This window comes from Enterococcus sp. DIV0546 (assembly GCF_051712785.1).
GTDB classification, from domain to species: domain Bacteria; phylum Bacillota; class Bacilli; order Lactobacillales; family Enterococcaceae; genus Enterococcus; species Enterococcus faecalis.
This window is the reverse complement of the sequence record NZ_JBIOPO010000001.1, coordinates 55,420-77,326: the sequence shown is the minus strand read 5'-3', so window position 1 is coordinate 77,326 and position 21,907 is coordinate 55,420. Positions and strand designations below refer to the sequence as shown.

18 protein-coding genes and 1 pseudogene are annotated in these 21,907 nt (G+C 38.4%); 3 read left to right on the top strand and 16 right to left on the bottom strand.

The window, feature by feature from the left end; all coding sequences use genetic code 11:
* Nucleotides 1-218: 218 nt before the first annotated feature.
* Genes IGJ24_RS00340 through IGJ24_RS00315 form a run of 6 tightly spaced genes read right to left on the bottom strand, consistent with a single transcriptional unit; the run spans nucleotide 219 to nucleotide 3,311 of the window.
* Nucleotides 219-461: a GlsB/YeaQ/YmgE family stress response membrane protein gene (locus IGJ24_RS00340; RefSeq protein ID WP_002356092.1), complete on the bottom strand. Its 243-nt coding sequence runs from the start codon at nucleotides 459-461 to the stop codon at nucleotides 219-221.
* A gap of 23 nt (nucleotides 462-484) precedes the next feature.
* The gene (locus IGJ24_RS00335; protein WP_002356090.1) at nucleotides 485-1,045 is read right to left on the bottom strand and encodes an Asp23/Gls24 family envelope stress response protein; all 561 of its coding nucleotides are present in this window, start codon (nucleotides 1,043-1,045) and stop codon (nucleotides 485-487) included.
* Nucleotides 1,046-1,103: 58 nt separating this feature from the next.
* Nucleotides 1,104-1,616, bottom strand: coding sequence for an Asp23/Gls24 family envelope stress response protein (locus IGJ24_RS00330; protein WP_002383483.1), 513 nt, complete (start codon nucleotides 1,614-1,616; stop codon nucleotides 1,104-1,106).
* A 12-nt stretch (nucleotides 1,617-1,628) separates the two neighbouring features.
* Nucleotides 1,629-1,820, bottom strand: a complete 192-nt coding sequence (locus IGJ24_RS00325) for a DUF2273 domain-containing protein (RefSeq protein ID WP_002356087.1) — start codon at nucleotides 1,818-1,820, stop codon at nucleotides 1,629-1,631.
* A 12-nt stretch (nucleotides 1,821-1,832) separates the two neighbouring features.
* The gene (gene amaP, locus IGJ24_RS00320) at nucleotides 1,833-2,405 is read right to left on the bottom strand and encodes an alkaline shock response membrane anchor protein AmaP (protein ID WP_002381343.1); all 573 of its coding nucleotides are present in this window, start codon (nucleotides 2,403-2,405) and stop codon (nucleotides 1,833-1,835) included.
* Between the two features lie 12 nt (nucleotides 2,406-2,417).
* Complete coding sequence (locus IGJ24_RS00315) at nucleotides 2,418-3,311, bottom strand: SDR family oxidoreductase (RefSeq protein WP_002356084.1); 894 nt, start codon at nucleotides 3,309-3,311, stop codon at nucleotides 2,418-2,420.
* A gap of 273 nt (nucleotides 3,312-3,584) precedes the next feature.
* On the opposite strand from IGJ24_RS00315, the gene IGJ24_RS00310 reads away from it, so the two are divergent.
* Nucleotides 3,585-4,238: a Crp/Fnr family transcriptional regulator gene (locus IGJ24_RS00310; RefSeq protein WP_002356081.1), complete on the top strand. Its 654-nt coding sequence runs from the start codon at nucleotides 3,585-3,587 to the stop codon at nucleotides 4,236-4,238.
* 41 nt (nucleotides 4,239-4,279) lie between these two features.
* Here the strand turns inward: IGJ24_RS00310 and IGJ24_RS00305 are convergent, their stop codons facing one another.
* The 5 genes from IGJ24_RS00305 to ruvA all read right to left on the bottom strand — a co-directional run bounded on the left by IGJ24_RS00305 (nucleotide 4,280) and on the right by ruvA (nucleotide 10,743).
* Nucleotides 4,280-5,197, bottom strand: a complete 918-nt coding sequence (locus IGJ24_RS00305) for a helix-turn-helix domain-containing protein (RefSeq protein WP_010713649.1) — start codon at nucleotides 5,195-5,197, stop codon at nucleotides 4,280-4,282.
* 544 nt (nucleotides 5,198-5,741) lie between these two features.
* A complete protein-coding gene (gene ygjK / locus IGJ24_RS00300) occupies nucleotides 5,742-8,081 on the bottom strand; it encodes an alpha-glucosidase (RefSeq protein WP_002386404.1) in 2,340 nt (779 codons plus the stop codon).
* A gap of 178 nt (nucleotides 8,082-8,259) precedes the next feature.
* On the bottom strand, nucleotides 8,260-8,958 hold the full coding sequence (locus IGJ24_RS00295) for an N-acetylmannosamine-6-phosphate 2-epimerase (protein WP_002368609.1): 699 nt from the start codon (nucleotides 8,956-8,958) through the stop codon (nucleotides 8,260-8,262).
* Nucleotides 8,959-9,099: 141 nt separating this feature from the next.
* Nucleotides 9,100-10,116, bottom strand: coding sequence for a Holliday junction branch migration DNA helicase RuvB (gene ruvB / locus IGJ24_RS00290; RefSeq protein WP_002381340.1), 1,017 nt, complete (start codon nucleotides 10,114-10,116; stop codon nucleotides 9,100-9,102).
* A 12-nt stretch (nucleotides 10,117-10,128) separates the two neighbouring features.
* Nucleotides 10,129-10,743, bottom strand: a complete 615-nt coding sequence (gene ruvA, locus IGJ24_RS00285) for a Holliday junction branch migration protein RuvA (protein ID WP_002361491.1) — start codon at nucleotides 10,741-10,743, stop codon at nucleotides 10,129-10,131.
* 218 nt (nucleotides 10,744-10,961) lie between these two features.
* Here ruvA and IGJ24_RS00280 point away from each other — a divergent pair, with 218 nt between their 5' ends.
* Both IGJ24_RS00280 and IGJ24_RS00275 read left to right on the top strand, forming a co-directional pair.
* Entirely contained in the window at nucleotides 10,962-11,948 is a 987-nt protein-coding gene (locus tag IGJ24_RS00280) for an LLM class flavin-dependent oxidoreductase (protein ID WP_002410385.1), read from the top strand.
* 14 nt (nucleotides 11,949-11,962) lie between these two features.
* Nucleotides 11,963-12,187 (top strand): DUF896 domain-containing protein, encoded by a 225-nt coding sequence (locus IGJ24_RS00275; protein ID WP_010709117.1) that lies wholly within the window; start codon nucleotides 11,963-11,965, stop codon nucleotides 12,185-12,187.
* A 46-nt stretch (nucleotides 12,188-12,233) separates the two neighbouring features.
* On the opposite strand, the gene IGJ24_RS00270 is transcribed toward IGJ24_RS00275, so the two are convergent.
* From IGJ24_RS00270 to IGJ24_RS00250, 5 genes and pseudogenes are all read right to left on the bottom strand, one after another.
* Nucleotides 12,234-13,913 (bottom strand): peptide ABC transporter substrate-binding protein, encoded by a 1,680-nt coding sequence (locus IGJ24_RS00270; protein ID WP_202229244.1) that lies wholly within the window; start codon nucleotides 13,911-13,913, stop codon nucleotides 12,234-12,236.
* 135 nt (nucleotides 13,914-14,048) lie between these two features.
* A pseudogene (locus tag IGJ24_RS00265) lies at nucleotides 14,049-18,016 on the bottom strand (5'-nucleotidase C-terminal domain-containing protein).
* A gap of 440 nt (nucleotides 18,017-18,456) precedes the next feature.
* Entirely contained in the window at nucleotides 18,457-19,842 is a 1,386-nt protein-coding gene (gene glmU / locus IGJ24_RS00260) for a bifunctional UDP-N-acetylglucosamine diphosphorylase/glucosamine-1-phosphate N-acetyltransferase GlmU (protein ID WP_271706453.1), read from the bottom strand.
* A gap of 201 nt (nucleotides 19,843-20,043) precedes the next feature.
* Entirely contained in the window at nucleotides 20,044-20,865 is an 822-nt protein-coding gene (gene purR, locus IGJ24_RS00255) for a pur operon repressor (protein WP_002381336.1), read from the bottom strand.
* Nucleotides 20,866-21,008: 143 nt separating this feature from the next.
* Entirely contained in the window at nucleotides 21,009-21,848 is an 840-nt protein-coding gene (locus tag IGJ24_RS00250; protein WP_002383493.1) for a metal ABC transporter permease, read from the bottom strand.
* Nucleotides 21,849-21,907 lie beyond the last annotated feature (59 nt).

Here is a 21,907-nt window from a genome sequence, read left to right as displayed (position 1 = left end):
AAAATGTAAATTTGTGAATGATAAACGTTATCTACAAATAACTTCAACAAATGTTGTTGATTTTTGTTGAAAAGCCAAAATGATTAATGATTTTAATTAAAATAAGCTCTTGGCTAATTGCTCAAAATTTACTTTTCATACGAAACTTCCTCATACATAGAAAAAGAAAAATAGGACATAAGCCGAAACGACTTATGCCCTATTTTTTTAAACTTTCTCTATTTTCGTCCTAAAATCCATGAAACGATGGCAACTAAAATCACTGCCCCGATAATCGATGGCACAATAGCCATCCCAGCTAAGCTTGGTCCCCATGTGCCTAAAATGGCTTGACCAATTGTTGAACCAACTAACCCTGCAATGATATTGGCAATAATACCCATCGATGATCCTTTTTTAGTAATTGCTCCAGCGATTGCCCCAATGACACCACCGACAATTAATGCCCAAATAAAGCCCATGATTGTTTCCTCCCTTTAACTGTTTATTCTACACGTGGTTCCATATTTTCTTTGACTTGTTCTGTTCCTTTATTCACAGCTTTTTTTGCTTTTTCTGTTTGTTCAGAAGCAAATTCACCGGTACTTTTGGCAGCGCCTGTGACTTTATCTTGAACCGTTTCGCTATCTTCTTCGTATTCTTCTTTTGATTTGATATCAACTACGTTAACATTCACTTCAATCACATCTAAGTGGGTCATTTTTTTCACTTCACGGCTGATTAATTCTTTCATTTTTTCGTAAATGTCTTGAATATCTTTGCCGTATTCTACTACGATATCCATATCAACAGCGACTTGTTTTTTACCAACTTCGGTATCAATACCCGCTGTGACGTTATCTGTGTTTACTAATTTTTCAGCAATATTTGAGAAAAAGCCGCCATCGACTGTTAATAGACCATCGACATTTTCTAAGGCTAAACCGATAATTTTTTGAACGACTTTATCTTCAAATGTTAATTCACCTTTGATTGCATGATCTTCTGGTGTGTGTGGTCCGTTTCCTGCTGGTTTTGGTACATTATTGAATTTTTCGTTACTCATGGTTCATTCCTCCTAGTTTCTTCTATTATTGCTTTATTTTTAATAAAATAATAACCAATTATTGAACACGAGGTGCCGTGTTTTCTTTGACTTTTGTCTTGCCTTTAGTTACCGCATGTTTGGCTTTGTTGGTTTGTTTTGACATAAAACTACCTGTCGCTTCAGCGGCGTTGCCAAGTTTATCTTGGACTGTTTCACTTTCTTCTTGGTACTCTGCTTGTGTTTTGATATCTACTACGTTGACATTGACTTCGATTACTTCCAAGTGAGTCATTTGTTGGACTTCGCGAGTAATAACCTCTTTCATTTGATCATAAATGGTCTCGATATCTTTCCCGTATTCGGCTACAATGTCCATATCCACTGCGACTTGTTTTTTGCCGACCTCGGTGTGAATGCCTGTTGTAACATCTTCACTATTAATCATTTTATCTCGTAAATTCGAGAAAAAACCGCCGTCCACAGTTAACAAACCGTCGACTTCTTCCAAAGCAATGCCAATAATTTTTTGGATTACTTTATCCTCAAACGTCAACTCACCTTTAACAATCGATACATTTGCATTTTCCATAGCCAAAACCTCCTATTTATGATGAAAATAATTTTTGACAATGCCTGTCTGTTCCAAATACAAACCTAGCCAAATACCTAGTCCTGTCAGGAGTACTACTAACAATGTTTTAAAGAAGCCGATTGACAGAAACAAGATTGCAAAAACTAAGCCGACTAGGCCACCAATTAACGGAACGGCATATTGTTTTATCCATTCAACCATTGTACATCCCTCCTACTCCACACGTGCTTGTGTTTGCTGTTGTTGTGGTCGTTTCATTGATTGAATATCTTCAAAATGAACATCAATCGTAATCTTGTGACCAGTTCCCACCAAACGAGCAAGCCGTTCTTCCATTGTTTTTGACCAAGCTTCTGTTTGTCCAATTAAATCTGCCGTTCGTTTCAGTGTGCCTTTGACATTGACCTTAATGCGCCGTTTTGTCGCCTTTACACGAATGGTTGGTGCTTCCAGAAAGTCACTGTCTTGCAAGCTAGAGCGTACAAATCCTTCGATGGCTTTACGGTGTAACACTAACTTTCCTTGCTCTTCTTTTAATTCAAACGTGCCTTTTCTTCTTGGGAATAAAAGAATGAATAAAAATAGAAAGAGCATAATTCCTAGTAAAACCAGCGCTACCCAAAAGATTGCTTGACGTGCGTACTCGTTGTCTTGCAAGAACCATTGGACATTATCTGGTGGTTGCCAAGCTGTATCGGCTGACCAAGTGGTGATGGCCACCGCGCCAAATAATGCCATTAAAATCAGTGAACCTAAAAGCAAAAGTATTTTAACAACTTTATTCACGGAACATCCCTCCTAAAGATTAATTGCTTCTCCACCAGTTACGCCATAAACTTGAGCCGTAACATAACTTGCATCATTGGACGCCAAGAAAACATAAACAGGGGCTAATTCAGCAGGCTGACCCGCACGTTCCAGTAAAGAATGTTGCCCAAATTCTGGCAACTCTTCAATTGGTTGTCCATGATCTAACTGTAACGGTGTCCAGATTGGTCCTGGAGCCACGCCATTTACCCGAATGCCTTTTGGTGCCAGTTGTTTTGCTAAACCAACGGTAAAGTTGGCAATTGATGCCTTCGTTGCTGCATAATCCAACAAATGCTCACTGGGATTAAAGGCTTGGACGGAAGTCGTTGTCACAATGCTACTTCCGGCAGGCAAGTGAGGCACTGCTGCTTTGACAATGCCAAACATCGCAATAATATTAACATGGAAAGTGTCTATCACTTGTTCCATTGGTAATTCTTCAATAGCGGCACAGGAAATTTGTTGAGCTGCATTTAAAACAAGGGTATCCAAGCCGCCTAATGCTTCATGAGCTTGTGCAACCAATTTTTCAGGTGCCTGTTTATCTCTTAAATCTGCTGGCAAAAGAACGACTTTTCGGCCAGCTTCTCGTATATAGTGCGCCACTTCTTCGGCGTCTTTTTCTTCACCTGGGAAAAAATGTAAGGCGATATCTGCGCCTTCACGAGCAAAAGCAATCGCCGCAGCTCGTCCAATCCCAGAATCACCGCCTGTAATTAATACCCGACGATTTTCTAATTTGTGATTTCCGACATAGCTGTCTTCCCCACAATCTGGTTTAGGGACCATTTTGTCCTGTAATGCGGGAGTTTCTTGATCTTGTTGCGGAAATCCATCACTATAAAATAACTTTCTTGGGTCTTTTAAGTTTGGTTCTGTCATTAAATCTCCTCCCTTTCTACTATTACCTTAATACAATTTTTTCTTTTTGAAAAATATTTGAGCACATAAAATAAAAAAAATATTTTTAATACTCATTAAGCGAAATTTTTGGCAAAATTATCTAAAAGCTGATTTTATTTTTCAAAATAGCGTTTAATTGACCTTTTTTATCAACATTTGTTATTGACATATGATGTCCAATTCGCTTAAATAAGAAAGAAGCCCAACAGGCAAAAACAAAAATATTTAGAGATAATTGAGGAGTTACCGCCAATGAGAAATGTTTTACAAGACTACTTAGATGAACATTCTTTTCGAGTCGTTGTAAAAAAGAAGAAAAATTATTTAACTTATGAAGGACTGCAAGATCGTTATGCCTATATTTTAAAAAGTGGCATCATCAAAACTAGCGTTATTTCCAAAGACGGTCGTGAATTTAATTTACGTTATATCAACAATTTGGAAATTGTTTCATTGCTACGTGATGAATATTCAGAATTTATTGATGCACCTTTTAATATTCGCATCGAATCTCCACAAGCAGAACTTTACCAAATCGACCGTGTTCAATTTTGGCGGGATATCAATAATAGTAAAGACTTGCAAATGTATGTCAAAGAATACTATCGGGACCGTTTAATGCATTCCATGAAAAAGATGCAGCAAATGTTGATGAATGGCAAATTTGGGGCCGTTTGTACACAAATCTATGAAATGTACGATTCATTTGGCGTAGAAACAGAGGAAGGTATTTTAATTGATTTCGTGGTGACCAATGAAGAAATTGCGCATTTTTGCGGGATAACTTCTGCTAGTAGCGTTAACCGGATGATGCAGCAACTAAAAGAGTTAGGGGCAATTGAACTACGTAACCGCAAAATTTTGATTAAAGATTTAGATATGATTAGAGATAACATTATTGTTTAACATCAGCACCCCCCGCAAGTTTGACCTTGCGGGGGTGCTTTTTATTTTTCAGTGACAATATTCACAGGAAATTGTCCATAATCTAAATTAAATGTCCGACCAGCCGTCAGCTGAAGCATTTCTTTTTTCATGCCTTCCGCCAAACGTGCATCCCCAAAACTTTCAATCATATCAATAACGGTGATTACTTCTTTATAATATCTCATTTTGCCAGTGTACAGATAATACGTAAGATTTTTTAAATAACGTAAGTTAAAATGAATATAGTAGATTTCGGCAGGAATCGTGGTAACACTCATTAGCGCTAAATATTCCCGGGCTTTCGCATAATTTTTCTTATAAAGTTGCGCTGTAATGATATTTAGGTAAAAACCATAGGCGACATTTAATGTTTGGGTATCACGTAATTCAGCATCTTTGACAGGAAACATCTGCTCAAGAATCTGAAGGACTTCGTTTTCAGAAAATAACGCCCCTGTATTAGTCACCATTTGATAATCGTAATATGTATAGTAGCTTTTGCTAGAGATAAGTGCGAGAATTGCCATTCGATCAGTTTCATCAAATTCTGGAATTTCCTCCCAATCATTACTGAAAGTTAGCTTAATATCTGTATAAATAGACATCTCTACTGCGTTTTTTTGGGGATTGCGCTCTAATTGATAAAAGTAATGAATCAGGTTCTTTTTTTCACTTGTATTGTTCAACCCCATTTGACAACATTCAATTTGATGCATAATTTTAGATGAAGCCGTACTTCTTGTTTCAGAGACCATATGAAAAAATTCATTAAAGGTAATCCCAAGTGACTGTAATGCTGTCATTAAATCCTCGTAACTGAGCTTGGCTTCACCAATTTCGATTCTTCGATAGGTTTGTTTCCCTTTTTTTGGTAAAACATCTTTCTGAGCAATTTTTTTCTTTTTTCTAAAATACTTTAATGCCTCTAACACATCCATAATATGCTCCTTTCTATTAATAAGTTAATATTAAGTATTATTTTTTTATTAAATAAAATATACTATTTTCTAAAAAATTATTTCTACGAACTTTAATATTATCAAATAATCGAATAATATATTTGTTTGAATTATTTTTTTGCACATTATAATTGTTAGGCGTCAATAAATTAAAAAAAACTTTTCTAATTCGTTCTTGAAGAAACTAAGATATCTGTCTTATAATGAAATTCAACATAACTTAGAGCAGGAGGTGTCGCAATGTTTGGTTTCAATATTAGTTTATTTCTTATTACTCGGTTCCGTTAAACCCACTCTTCACTAACCATTGTACAATCAATTTCATTGAATATCTATTTCATTTTTATTAAATAACATTTTTAATAAAAGTACATATCGTTTATTTTTAGGTATTTTATTTAATTATATTGAATATATTTATTTAAACAAATAAATTACATTTAATTAAATCAGAGGGAAACAGATTGTAGCAAGTGAAGAAAAAAAACAGCTCTTGAGAGATATTTTCTCAAGAGCTGTTTTTCTATTTTATTTCAAAAGCGGTTTGCGTTGTGGGGTTATTACTTAATAAGGTGTTTTTATACAGTAAATAGTACGCTGCCGCTGACCAACTAAAGTTTTTCGTACTTAGGCCCTTCCCTGTCAGTGGATCATAATTTTCATGAATAGGTCCTTCTCCCATCAATCCTTCGGCATGTAAGAAGAGTTTTTGTGTCATTTCTTTTGCTTCTTTTGTATAGTCATAGTTTTGAAGAGCTTCTACACCAAACAAGGCTTGATCAAGCCAAACTGGTCCCCGCCAATATTTCGTTGCAGCAAATTTTTCATTGTCTTTGGATGCCGTTGGGAATGGCATAAAGGTATTGAACATTTCTTGATTCATCATGTTTTTCTTAACTGCCGCCGCCTGTTCTTTGGTCGCTACTTTTGCCCAGAGCGGCAACCAGCCTTCTGTTCCTTTGCCACGATTGACTAACAATTTTGTTTTCGAGCCGTCTTCATTTATTTGTAAGTCATAGAAGAAGCCTGTTTTTTCATCAAACATATTTTCTTGAATATATTTTTTTAGTTTCTTCGCTTCTTTTTGATAGTTCTTATAGTCCTCTTTTTTGCCTAGTTCTTCTGCTATCGAAGCTAAATAGCCCTTTTCAGCGTAGAGATACGCATTCAAATCCACTGATTCTTGATTAATCGAATACCCCACTACTTTTCCTTTATTTTTGTTTTCAAAAACTTTAACTCCCACGTCGCCTTTGCCCACACCTTCTTTGTCAAACCGTGTAGCGTTATCCATGCCACTTTCCCACGCGGCTGCTTCAATAACAGCATCATCATCCACTTTAGGTTGGCCATTTTTATCTTTAATGATTTGATCCTTGTCGTCTTTTTGCCAGTGAGCATCACTGACCATGCTTCCATATTCTGCTATCCCATTTTTATTGTGGTCTCTGTTGGTATACCACCAATTATGATAAGCCACAAGTTTGGGATACATTTCTTTTAAAAATTCCTTATCTTTGGTTTCTTGATAAATATGCCAAACTGCCCATGCAGCCAATGGTGGTTTAGAATTTCGTTCATTCCAGTTGCCACCTTCACCACCACGCGCACTGTCTTGATTGTAAAAGACAGCATCAATGATCGCTCCTGCATCTTGTGGACGTACGGTATCATCTTTTTGAATTTGATAATCAAACAAGGCCCGCATATTATTTTTAGCTAACTCAGGATTAAAATCAGCCGTTGCTACATCCGCTTTCCACGAATCCCAAGCCCACATACCAATAAACCATTTATAAGACATGGACGGAACAATCCCGTCATGCTTAAAGGCACCTGCCGCACTTCGCCAATTGGTATTAATCGTTTCAATCGATTTGACTAGCGCATTTTGATATTCAGGAAATTCTGCTGTTTTCTTTTGATCAAACGTTTTATCTAGATATCCTTGCCATCTTTGCTTGTTCTCTTTGAAATAGCGCGCCGCATTTTTGGTATATTCGGGTGCTTGTTGTTGTTCCTTTGCCTCTTCTTCTTTTGTAAAAGTATAGCTTTCTGTCGTATAGGTGTTGTACGTTTGTTTAGGCTTCAATTCAATTGGTTCAGCGGTCGCTGTATAATTCCGATTATCAATTTTTGTTGAAACTTTATCCGCATGATGAATCGTATATTTTGTGTCTTTCGTAGCAAAATAATTCCACGTTTCTCTGACTTCACCAAAATTCACTTGAATATCATTGTCTTTAGCAGTTAAACGAGTACCAATATCTAAGGTTTCCGTTCCCTCTTGAATTTTATCAAAGACCGCACCTGTCCAGCTTGCTTCAAGTGACAAGGGCTCTTCACCAGTGTTTTCAAGTGTCGTTTGGATAAGCGCCGTTCGATTGCTGACAAAAATTAAAGCTAAATGAATCGTTAGATCGTCTAATTCATAGGTTTGCTCTAGGCGTCCAGGATAATAAGACAGGTCCATGCGGTTGCTTTGGCTTAGATCATAGGTTTCTCCCGTTTTTTTATTTTTGACCGTTAATTTGTTTAAACTTGCCGCCAAGTTTACTGGATATTCTTCCGCAATAATCAATGGCCCTGCAAAACCACCCAGTAGCTCTTTATTGCTTTTTTCAGGTAAATAGTAGCCATGCCATGCACCTAAATCAGAAAAATTATTAAAATAATTGGTATCGTATACGCCATTCGTCCGTTCGGTTGGTGATGCACTCACATCTAAAACATTTGCAAATTCATCAACTTTTGTTCTTTCAACACTTGCTTGCACTTCCCCGCTTAACGCAAAACAGCTGACTACGGTGATTCCTAACGCTAACCAAGTAGACACCCGTTTCTTTTTTGATAAACCCTTCATAAAACCCCTCCTATAAAAATGATAGCGCTTTATACACTGATTTATTATCAGCAAGGACTATGCCAAACGGAGTGTATCCCTTTTCATTATTGAAAGATTCAGCTTTCTCTAGAAAAAAAGCGACCGTATCGAAGTGTATTTATCAAAAAATAACGAGTGTATCGATAGTGTATTTAGTTTATACTTGATTCTGTTTTATTTTCGTAGCTTCTACAAATTTTTCAGTAATTTTTTGCGGTCGTGTAATAACAGATCCCACCACCACGCTATAAGCACCTAGCTCCAGAACACGTTGGACTTTTGCCGGCGTATCAATCATTCCTTCTGCAATGATTGGTGTAGTAAAATGCTTCTTTGCTTCTCTTAACAGTTCAAAATCATTTTGTTCAATCCGCTGATTTTCACTTTGCGGCGTATAGCCGACTAACGTTGTGCCAATATAATCAAAACCTAACTCCGCCGCTTCAATCATCTCTTCCAGCGTGGAACAATCTGCCATCCATTCTTGGTTAGGATACTTTTCTTTTATTCTTTTGAAAAATGTGGCTAACGTTTCGCCATTTGGTCGTTTCGAATGGGTTGCATCGAGAGCGATAATTTCTGGCTGAACAGCCATTAACTCATCTACCTCACGCATAGTTGCGGTAATATATACTTCTGCGTCAGGATAATCTCGTTTAATAATCCCAATGATTGGTAAATCAACCTCTTTCCGGATTGCTCGAATGTCTACCACAGAATTTGCTCGAATACCTTTAGCCCCTCCTTGTTTAGCGGCCAAAGCCATCTTGGACATGATAAAAGAACTATGCAACGGTTCGTCTGCCAACGCTTGGCAAGAAACAATTAATGCCCCTTTGATTTCTTTATTCAACATTGATCCCTCCAATTTAAAAGCGATTACAAACACAGTATACCTACAACAGCTGAAATATGCCACTCTTCTAAATAAGAACAAACGTTTCACGTGAAACAAAAGAAAGCAAGCGGTTAAGGCTTGCTTTCTTTTGACTTATTTTTAATTTTTACGACCCTCTAAATAATCATACCCAAAATGTGCATACGCAAATGGCGTTGCAATTCGTCCTCGCGGTGTTCGTTTAATGAAACCTTTTTGAATAAGATAGGGTTCATACATATCTTCCACCGTTTCGGTTTCTTCACCGATGTTTACAGACAAGGTACTTAAACCAACTGGACCGCCGCCGTATAAATCAATCATTGTTTTCAACAATTTTTGATCGACATAATCCAAGCCTTGATGGTCCACTTGCAGTAAGGTTAACGCTTTGTCTGCAATCGCTCGGTCGATTTTGCCATCTGATTGGACTTGGGCAAAATCACGGACACGTTTTAACAAACGATTAGCAATTCGGGGAGTTCCTCTTGAGCGGCGCGCAATTTCAAAGGCACCTTCCTCAAAAATCTCCGTTTGAAAAATATCCGCGGAACGAAGAACGATTTCTTTTAAATCCTGCTCTTGATAATACTCCATGTGAGAAATAATCCCAAAACGATCTCGTAATGGCGCTGAAAGCATCCCTGCCCGTGTGGTAGCGCCCACTAAAGTAAAAGGCGGTAACGGAAAATGAACGGGATGTGCCGTGGTTCCTTGACCGACCATGATATCAATGTAAAAATCTTCCATTGCGGAATACAGCATTTCTTCCACAACTCGCGGCAAACGATGAATTTCATCGATAAATAACACATCGCCAGGCTCTAATTCGTTCAAAATAGCGACTAAATCTCCCGCCCGTTCGATGGCTGGTCCACTTGTGGTACGAATGTTCACATTCATTTCATTGGCGATGACCATCGCCATTGTCGTTTTCCCTAAACCTGGCGGACCATAAAGAAGGGTATGATCCAACGCTTCATTCCGATTTTTCGCCGCTTCAATATAAATCGTTAGTTCTTGTTTTACTTTGTCTTGACCAATATATTGTGCTAAAAATTGTGGACGTAACGATTTTTCAATTGAAGCTTCTGCTTCTTGACTTGCAGCTGAAAGCAACCGTTCTTCTTCTGTCATCGTTATTCCTCCTTAGCGTTTCATCATGAATTTTAACGCATTGCTTAAATAAACATCTGTCGTTGTCTCACCTAACGCTTCCAATTGCTTAGTGATACGCTTAATCTCTCGGTCACTGTAGCCTAGGGCACTTAATGCTTCTAACGCTTCTGCCAATGCTTGATTGCTTGTTGTCACCACTTCGGTTGCGGTCATGGCCGCAACCGCTGCTTCGGAAGACTCTAATTCGCCTAGTTTTCCTTTTAAATCTAAAATCATTTGTTGGGCTGTTTTCTTGCCAACACCTGGGAACTTCGTTAAATATGTAACATCTTCCCCTTCAATTGCATTGATTAAACCACCATGATCAGCCACAGAAGCCATGATAGCTAAACCACTTTTAGGGCCAATTCCAGAGACACTGATTAATTTTAAGAACAATTGTTTTTCTTCTAAACTGCCAAAACCAAATAATAGCTGTGCATCTTCCCGCACGACTTGGTGAAGATATAGTTTAATATCCGTATCCATTTTTCCTGAATAGCGATACGGGTTATCGACTGAAATCTGATAGCCAATGCCATTTGTTTCAACGACAATATAGTATGGGCTAACAAACGTTACTTTTCCAATAATATATTCGTACATGTTGTCACCTTTCCAATTGCTGATTGCGTACATATGTTCCATTTTAACACAAAGCATCAAAAAGCCATAGCGGAGAATTTTTTATCATCGACCTTGGCTACATCTATTTGTTACTTTTCGCTCACTAGGGAATTAAAAAGTGCGTACTGTTTTTTTTGACATGCTTGCGTAATAATAGCGGTAGCTTCAAAAAAATAACCAAAAAGGAGACTACATACATGAAATTAAGTATCTTAGATCAATTAACGGTTCCTAAAAATCAATCAGCAAGCGACACATTACAAGAAGCCAAAGAGCTCGCTCAATTAGCGGAAAAACTTGGTTACACAAGAATTTGGTATGCCGAACATCACGGTTCAGACGCCTTTGCCAGTGCAACGCCAGAAATTTTAGTTGCACATATTGCTAGTGCCACCGAAAAAATTCGTGTTGGCGCGGGTGGCATCATGACCATGCATTATGCGCCATTTAAAGTCGCAGAAACGTTTAAAACATTAGCAGCTTTATATCCTGATCGAATCGATTTAGGCATGGGCCGCTCGCCTGGCGGCAGCCCTTTGACTACGTTAGCGTTAAATAATGGTCAGCCACCACAGCTAGACCAATTTGATAAATTACCTGAAATTTTACTCTTTTTAAGAGAGGAATTTCCTGAAGATCATTTATATTCTAAAATTTCAGCTGTTCCGCGGGAAGTTCTATTACCACAAACTTGGTTACTAGGTGCTAGCAAAGAAAGCGCACGTTCAGCTGGTGAATATGGCATTAATTTTTCCTTTGCTCAGTTTATTCATGGACATTTGCCCAAAGAAGTATTGTCAGCATATTACAAGCATTTCCGACCAGTAATTGAACAACAAGAGCCGCAAGTGAGCGCTGCGTATTTCACTTTTGCCGCCGACACGAAAGAAGAAGCAGAATACCATGCGGCTAGTTTCGAGCATTATATCTTTGCCACCGAACATGGGCTTCCTAATAAATTTTTATCGCCAGAAGAAGCCCTAGCTTTCCCTTACAGTGAAATGGACAAACTGGTTTTAGAACAAAATAAACAACGCTTTGTCATTGGTAGTAGCCAAGAAGTTGCGGAGTTTTTCCACCAACAAGAAGAACTAGGGTTGACAGAAGCAATGCTAATCACCCCAGGTTATGACAAACAAACGCGCTTTCAATCGTTTGAACGCCTAGCAAAAGAATTATTATAGAAAGGAAATGAGAAATGTTAGAGGTTTTAAAAAGAATTAATACGCTTGCACAAAAAGAGCGTGAACAAGGTTTAACATCTGAAGAACAAGCTCTTCGTGTCGATTTGCGACAAGAATATTTGCGAACCATTCGTGAACAATTCAATAAAACATTAATGGGCGTCACTATTTATGATCCTACTGGTGAAGATGTAACCCCAGAAAAATTAAAAGAAGAACAGCAGAAATATTTTAATTAAAAGAGACACAGAACAGTCGATTTGACTATTCTGTGTCTCTTTTTAACTACTCTTCTGTCACATATGTCCACTTATAATCATATTGTGCGCCAGCACCATGGGCAACGACGCCTTTCACTTCTTTACTGCGTAGATGGGCAGTCGCCTTTTGATAAAGTGGTGCTAAAGCGGTCTCTTCACCAATCAATAACTTCTCAGCCTTAACCATGTCTTCCCAACGTTTTTCAGGATCTGAAGCATCTCTTGTAGCTGAAGCCTCAATCAACTCATCGTAGGCTTTACTTGAAAAACGCCCGCGATTATAGTTATTACCAGTAACAAAAAGGTCTAAGAAACTACTTGGATCTGCGTAATCCGCAGCCCAACCACCTAAGATTGTCTCAAAATCGCCGCGACTACCTCGATCAATTCGAACTGAAAACGGCACTGGGCTCACTGTTACATCAATGCCCTCTAAAGTATCCTTTAACGTACCTTGAATATATTCCGCTAACTTTTTCGTAGAATCGACATCATCGGCAACAATATCCATTTTGAGTGTTGTTATGCCCAATTCTTTCTTCGCTTTTGCCCAATATTCTTTTGCTTTTTCTGGGCTATATTCAACAATTTTTTTATTTTCATCAGCAAAATCTTTGTCATCTGTCGGCGAATACGACATCCCTTCTGGAATTAAGCCGGTAGCGACTACTGAGCCGTCGCCTAAAATTTTATCTACTAATGCGTTGCGATCAATCGCTGCTGAAATTGCTTTGCGTAAATTCACATTATTATACGGTGAATTTTTATCTCGCTGATTAAATTCCAAATAGCTGGTTCGTGCTTCTTTTTCGATAACCAATTCTGGATCCTTCGCCATTTGCTGGGCCAATTCGCCACTTAAAATAACATCGTCTGCTTGACCATCTTGGAATAAGTTCAAGGCAGTTGGTGCCTCCTTGACGACATCAAAATTGATTTTATCTAATTTGACATTGTCTTTATCCCAATAGTTTTCATTTTTTTCCAAAGTCCAATTGGTATCTGAGCCAGCCCCTTCAAAGTTAGCTAAGACAAACGGACCATTATAGACTGCTTTTTCACTGGAAGCAGCGTAATCTTTGCCATATTTCTCTACGGTTGCTTGATGTTGCGGGAAAAATAGTGGAAAGGCCAGTAAATAATCAAAATATGGTGTTGGTTTTGCCAGTTTAATTTCTAGCTCGTAATCCCCGTTTGCTTTAATGCCTAATTCAGAGACTGGTTTCTTACCAGCTACAATGTCTGCACCGTTTTTAATCATTTCTAGAAAATAAGCATACTCAGCGCCAGTCTGAGGATCTGCTGTACGTTGCCAACTAAAAACATAATCGGCAGCTGTGACAGGATCACCATTGGACCATTTTGCTTCTTCTCTTAGTTTCACTGTGTATGTCAGACCATCATCACTGACTTGCACTTTTTCTTTAGCCCCTGCTGGTTGCGGCTTGCTTTTATCATCTAAACGATAAATTCCTTCATACGCATTATTCAGTGCCGTAAAACTAATTGTATCTGTTCCTAAAGATAAATCTGCAGAAGGCATTTCTTGTTGAACTACTACTTTAAATTCTTGTTTAGCGGCAGTTTTCTCTGATCCGCCCTTTGCTTTTTCGGCGCCAGCTCCCCCATCACCACCACAAGCAGCTAAAACTAACAGCGTTGTTAAACTTAACCCGATAAGTCCTTTTATACGTTTACTTTTCATGCCTTTCTCCCTTCACAGAAAAAACTCTTCATTTTTTAATTTTTAGAATATTCTTATAATACTAAAATTAAAAACAAATGGCAAGCATTAAAATAAAAAAAGAACCAATCCCGAAGGACGGTTCTTAAAAAATGACTAACTAGCTTTGTTACGTCGTTTATAAATATACCAGCCAGAAGAAGAAAGTCCAACGAACAGTAAACCATATAATGCAAGCGTTTCTGTTTCTGTACCCGTTTTAGGTAAAAAGCCGCCATACTTTTTCTTCTCTGTTACGGATGGATTGTTCTGTCTTGCTCCCGCTTGGTTTTGTTTATTGGTTGCTACTGGTGTTTCTGGTGTTGGTATTGGATCTGGTTTCGGGTCTGGTTTTGGATCTGGTGTTGGATCTGGTTTTGGCGTCTCTCCTCCACCGATTAACTCTTTGTAAGCTTCTTCCGAAATAGAAACAATTCGTTCGCCTGGGAATGGTTCTTTATATTGTGCTAAATCAATCGTCGTTGCTGCACGATACAACCGCAAGCTGGTTGCACTTTTCAAGTATTCAATCAAGACAGCATCTAGTGAAATCCCTTCTTCTCGTTCACCACCTAGCATATCGTAACCATCACCACCAGCAGCTAAGAAATCATTGGTAGCCATCCGGTATTGTTTCTTCTCATCCAATGGTTCAAACTTTTGTGTTTGCCGATTTTTAATTTCTATTCCTAATACGCGACTACCGACAATCGTTTGTCCTGTTTCATTGCCTTCATCACTAGCCAAGCGAGTACCTGGTTTTGTGGAATCATAGTGGATACGAATGGAGCTTGAAACATGTAGGAAACCACCATTTGCGCCAAGTTTTGGTTGGCCAGCATCATCTAGTAAAATTGTGCCATTCTCATCTTTTTGTGGAATCGAACGAACAGACATTTCAAACATTTCTTTAACTTGAGCGCCGGTTACTTGAATTTGCGCAATGCTATTGCCAAAAGGTAACACAGCAATGACATCCCCAACTTTAATTGGCCCTTGTTTAATATCAGCACGAATGCCGCCACCATTAGTTACTGCAAAATCAGCAGGTTGACTAAACGCGTCTTGTCCATATGACATAATCGCATCACCAATCAAATTCCCTAAGTTGGTCTCTCGTGTGCGCACATTTTCTCGTTGTCCATCCAATGTGAATGGAATATAATCGACAATTACTTTTTCATTTTCAGCGTTAAAATTCGTTCGTGCTTCATCAACGATGGCTTTAACTGCCGGGTTTTCTGGCAATTCTAGCAACTCTGCTGCTGAAATCAATTTTGCTGTTTTCTTAGTTGGTTCACTCTCTGGTGCTGTGACAATTCCAACATTATTTAAATAATTACCTGTTTGAGCATAGATCACTTTGCCATAACGTTTGCCACTTTCGACGGCTGTATGCGAATGGCCATCAATCACAGTGATATCTAACTCAGGATATGTTTGACTAAGGGTTTCTGCTAGCGTATCACCACGCCAGATATGCGGCGTCGTTTCATCTACGCCTAAATGCCCAGTAACCACGAAAGCTTGAATATCCGCGTACTTCTCTTTAATTTCATTAATCACTGCTTCTACTTCTGGAATCGGGTCTTTAAATGTCACCTTCTCCACGTTTTTCGGGTGTGTTTTCGTTGCTGTTTCTGGGGTCGTCACACCTACAATGGCAAACTTTTTCCCGGCTTTTTCTACGATTGTATACGGATCAAAAACCCGTCCACTGCCATCTTTGTAATACGTATTACTAGATAAAATCGGAAAATTCAGTTGATCTTTATAACCTAGTGCAATCTCTAAACCAAAATCAAACTCGTGATTTCCCACCGCCATGGCATCATAACCAACTTCATTCATTACTTTGGCCATATCCGCGCCTTTGGAGAAATTGGAGATTGGTAATCCTTGGAAAACATCCCCTGCATCCACCATCAAGGTTGGGTTTTCTTGGTCTTTAAAGGTTTTTAGACGCGCCATACCTAATTCGCCTTTCCCTGCTTCTAATCGTCCATGAACATCATTTGTGTGCATAATGGTATATGCATTATCTAAATCAAAGCCCGCATTACGGACGTCTTGTTTCGTAATAGCAGCGGCGTTTGGTGTACGTCCATCAGGAGAAGTCGGAATTTGAAGAGTGCCGTCATTCACTAATTCGATTGCTTTGGCACGCCATTTTTCATCAAAATTCGTCCCAATAATTGACCAATTTCGTTCGATTTCTTGTTCTGGATCAAGCGTTCCTTTTTTCTTAATATAATCAACAATCATTCCTCGTAAGGTTTCTGGATCAGAATTTTTAATAGGTTCCCCTACTTGAATCCCTTGGCTAGCTAAACCGCCGTAACGATAATTATTCATAGCAATCGTATATTCTTTGGCAGGAGATCCAACGGTTGGCCGTCGATTTTCGCATCTACAATTCGTTCACCCACTGGTTTTGAAATGTCAATCTTGTAGTCCACTCCAGAAATCATGTCATAGTTATATACACGAATGTTTGGATTAAAACTAATGGTCAAATCATCTGGCTGTGTTTGGTTATAGTACGCCCCTTGTTTTTCTAAATACTTCAGTAAGTTTTCACCGTTAATGGGAACACTCACTAAGGTATTTGGGTATTTGTAGATATCAAAAATCGTAGCATAGGAAATCTTCCCCGCAGGTAATTTACTGTCGTATTTAAACAGCGCTGCCGCACTTAATTGTGCACCTGTCACTTCTTTTTGAACGTTATTAATTAAAGAAATCATCGCTGTTGGTTGTAATTGTGCTTCGGGAATTCCTTTAATTTCTTGTTTTGGTAAAAAATCAGCTGTTGCTGTGCCGATCTCCTCCTGAATAAACGCTCGCGTTTTTTCATGGTATTCTTTTGTCGCTGCCTTAACTGCTTCATCTGCTGGAACATTCGTTGTTGGTACAATCGTTGCTGTACCTTCTTGCACTTCCCACTTATCGGCATTTTTAGCAACTGAAAGATCAATTTTGACAACTTCTGTCCCCGTATCTTTCGGTCCCCCTACCGGTACAGTTTTTCCATTCGGCGCTGCTCCTTGCTTGGTAAAAGAAAGGTGGTCATGACCTAGAATATACGCATCAATCCCCGCGACATTTTCAATTACTTGGTCGGCACTGGCAGCCGGATCACTATTTTGTTGTCCCGCATGAATCGAAGCAACAATAATGTCAGCCTGATCGTTAGTTTTCAACTCAGCAACTGCTTTTTCTGCTTCTTCTTTCAAAGGTAAAAAATTAAGCGAAGTAACACGAGGGCCATCCCACAAAGGAATGTGCGGGATTGTTAAGCCGATAATCCCAACTTTTAAATCTGGCAGCCCATCTTGATTAAAATCAAGTTCCTTCGTGGTAGTCCCTTCAACAAAACGACGACCATCTTCCTTATTGTAGGTATTCGCAGACAAGATTGGAAAAGTGGCTTCTTGTTGAATTTTTTTGATTAACGGTAAACCAAAATTAAACTCATGATTTCCCAAAACCATTGCATCATACTTCATCACATTCATGGCGGTGATCATTGGATGGGTCTTTTCATTCACTAAAGGCGCTTTATTATACAAGTCATCTGTTAAAATAGTGCCTTGAATATTGTCGCCATTATCAATTAAAACGGTGCCTGCTGGGTTTTGCGCCCGGACTTGGTTGACGACTGTACTTACTTGGGACAAACCGACTGGTAATTCTTTATCATCTTCATAAGACCAATTCCATAATTGACCATGAACATCTGACGTACCTAAAATTGTTATTTTTTGCGGCGTGCTCGTTTCTTCTTTTTCAGCGGTTGACGTTTCTAAATTCGTCGTCTCTGTTGGTGCCGTGGTTTTTTGTGACTGCTTGACACTGTCACTCGTAGCCTGATTTGGTGCTTCTTGTTTGATGTCTGTTGTTTCCTGTGTAATAACTGGTTCTTGTTTTATACTTGAATCGGTGGTACTTGTTACTGCTTCTGAACTTTGTTGACTCGTTGTTTCTACTGCATATGCCGTACTAGTAACGCTTGGCGCTATCAACGCAACAGCCATTAAAAAATGCATGCTCCACTTCACTTTTTTAAAGCTCAACTTTTTCACAAATTTCCTCCTTGTGTTTCAACCCATTTGCAACAAACAATTGTCAAAGTAACAAACAACAAAAAGAGCCTTCCCCCATCACGCTGCTCTTCTTTTCCTATCATAATATATCCGTTAAATAAAAAACAGTAAATTCCGTTAAAATAAGATGTTTTTCCTGTAAATTGTTTTTATTTTTGGACAATATAGCGGATTTGTTTGTGAAAAAAATAGTAATTTTGACTAAAACACGAACTTTATAAAAAAGAAAGTCTTTTTATATTGGAAAAGCGGAACAAAAACTATTTTTTTGAAAAAAATAACTAAAAATACCGAATAAACAGCATTGGTCTAGTCCTTGGACGTCTCTAAACAAATACTAGAAGCAATTGGTCTAGTCTTTAAGGAGGAAAAAGAACGCTCTTTTGCTTAAGCAAAAGAGCGTTCTTTTTTATTTGAGTTTAATCCTTCATATAAGGTAACTTTTTAGCATAGCCTTCTTTATTCACTTGACGTGCACGTGCAATCGCCAAATCTTCTGAAGGGACATCTTCTGTGATGGTTGAACCAGCAGCAGTCACCGCATGATCACCAATCGTGACTGGTGCAACAATGTTCGTTGCAGAGCCAATAAACGCGTGATCACCCACGATTGTTTGGTGTTTATTTTTGCCATCATAATTAACAAAAACAACGCCGCAACCGACATTAATATCTTTGCCTAATGTTGCATCACCAACGTATGTTAAATGGCCCACTTTTGTGCCTTCATCGATTGTTGCATTTTTTACTTCCACGAAGTTACCAATGTGTACGTTTACCCCCACATCTGCTTTAGGACGTAAATGTGCATACGGACCCACATCGGCCCCCTCGCGAACCACACTTTCTTCAATCACAGACTGTTTAACAACCACTTGATTGCCGATATGACTATCAACGATTTCTGAATGTGCGCCAATCAAGCAATCTTCGCCAATCACTGTTTTTCCTTTGATAGTGACTCCCGCTTCAATGACTGTGTCTGAACCAATTACCACGCCTTCATCAATATATGTTGTATCTGGATCAATAAATGTAACACCATTTCGCATATGCATCTCATTTAACCGACGATGCATAATTTTATTAGCAGTGGATAAAGCAACACGATCATTTACACCCATTGCTTCGTCAAAGTCTGCCATTTGGTAAGCAGCGACAGCTTTGCCTTCTTTTTTCAAAATTTCAATGATATCTGTTAAATAGTATTCCCCTTGTGTATTGTTTGTATCTGTTTTCGCTAACGCTTCAAACAATGATTCATTATCAAAACAGAAGGTTCCTGTATTAATTTCTTGAACACGTGCTTCTTCTTCACTGGCATCTTTTTGTTCCACGATTCGTTCAACAATGCCCACATGATCACGAATAATTCGACCATAGCCTGTTGGGTCTTCCGCATGCGCTGTTAAAATAGTCGCACTTGCATTCTTACCTTGATGGTAATCGAATAAATTTTTCAAGGTTTCCGCAGTTAATAACGGCGTATCCCCTGTAATAACTAATGTTGTTCCTTGTTTACCACCTAATAACTCTTGTGCTTGCATGACTGCATGCCCAGTTCCCAATTGTTCAGCTTGTAAGGCATATTGACTACGTTCGCCTAAATGGCTTTTAATCATTTCCGCCCCGTGTCCAACGATCGTCACGATTTCTGTTGGTTCTGTTTGTTCTACTTGATCTAAAATATGTTCGACCATTGGTTTACCAGCAACTGGATGCAATACTTTATAAAGTTTAGATTTCATGCGTGTTCCTTTACCAGCTGCTAAAATAATTGCGTATCTATTTTCCACGTTTGCCACCTCAAATTAACTAAATTGTTTGATTTTCTTCTAAATCGTCCTCATTATACCTTTTCTAGTTTATCTTACTCTTTTGTCTTTTTCAACAAAATAAGGCATTTAAAAGGTAGACCAATTTATTTTCTCATCTTTTTTTAAAGGAATAAAACAGAAAAAAAGAACCTGAAAATGGAATGGACCATTTTCAGTTTCTTTTTCAAATTATTTCTCTGTGAAATAGTTTCCTGGGACTACGCTAATCGTTTTTGTTTGTGTATCCACATCTTCCACATATAATAGCGAAGTGTAGTCATCGATTGCACGACGGCCATTGAATTTTGACTCAGCAAAAACGGTAATGCCCACAAGTTCTGCTTCAAATTCTTCAATCATACTCTTCATACCATTGACGGTGCCGCCGCCTTTCATGAAGTCATCCACGACTAAAACTTTTGATCCGCGTTTTAAGCTGCGTTTTGAAAGTTCCATTTTTTCGATACGTTCTGAAGACCCTGATACATAGTTCACGCTCACCGTTGAACCTTCAGTAATCTTAGAATCGCGACGAACAATCACAAACGGAACATTTAAGTAATAAGACACAGCTTGCGCAATTGGCACTCCTTTAGTCGCAACGGTCATTACCGCATCAATTTGTTTGCCTAAATATTTAGAAGCAATAATCCGGCCCACTTGTCTTAATAAATTCGGTTCCCCAAGTAAATCTGAAAGATAAACATAACCCCCAGGTAATAAGCGATCTTGTTCTGACAAACGATCACACAAATCCATAATCAACTGCTCCGCTTCCTCATAAGGAATTTCAGGGATAAAGCGGACACCGCCTGCAGCGCCCGGAATCGTTTCTAAAATACCTGTTCCACGTTCTTTAAATGTTTTTTTAACAATTGCTAAATCTTCACTAATGGAAGACTTGGCAGATTGGTATCGGTCAGCAAAATATGTCAAAGAAACCAATGTATGGGGATGATCTAAAAGATATTGGGTCATATCGATTAATCGTTCACTTCTCCGAATTTTCAAATTCGTCACTCCTTTTCATTCTATCGTTCCTTATTATAAGGGGTTTAACCGAAAAATTCGAGGATTTTTTTCAAATAACTGAAAATAGTTCGCCATTTCTTTTAAAAAAAAGAAATAAAAGAGAAAAACTTTCGTTTTTCTCCTTAGTTTCTTTGCATTTTTTGTTTTCGTTGGACCATAACAACCACTCGGCGATAAATATTGACTAATAAGAATAAACCAATAAAAATTAGGGTAATACTTGCACTCGGTGGTGTTTCCAAATAATACGAGCTAGTCAACCCTGTTAGCATGCCAATCAAGCCCATAAACACACTGATAATAATCACCGTGTTAAAACCTTTACCAATTCGCATACCTATTGCAGCTGGTAAGACCATAATTGCTGAAATTAACAAGGCTCCCGCAATCGGAATCATCACAGCAATCGCCACACCAGTAATTACATTAAAAAGCATCGACATCCAATGAATAGGTAGCCCATCAACATGAGCAGTATCTTCATCAAATGTTAAAACATACATTGGACGTTTAAATAACATAAACAATAGAACTAAAACTACGAATAAAATTGCCAACATAACCACTTGATCCCACGTAATCGTGACGATGGAACCAAATAAATACGATTGAATACTAGCAGCTGAATTGCCTCCTGTTAAATTCATCAAAACTAACGCCAAAGCCAAACCGCCTGACATTAAAATAGCAATCGAAATTTCTGAATAGGTGCTATAAATCATTCGTAAATATTCTAGAATGATTGCAGCCACAATCACGACAATTAAGGTCATTAAATTAGGATTCCAATTAAAAAAGAAGCCTAGTGCCACACCAGCTAATGACACATGTGAAAGGGTATCTGCCATTAAAGATTGTCGGCGAATAACTAGAAAGACGCCGAGCATTGGGGCAATCACTGAGATAAACAGTGCTGCTAAAAAGGCCTTTTGCATAAATGCATAAGAAAGCATTTCTGCCATACGATTCACTCCTTACCGCTAAAATGAACACTACCATTGTAGCGACGTTTAAGCGAATT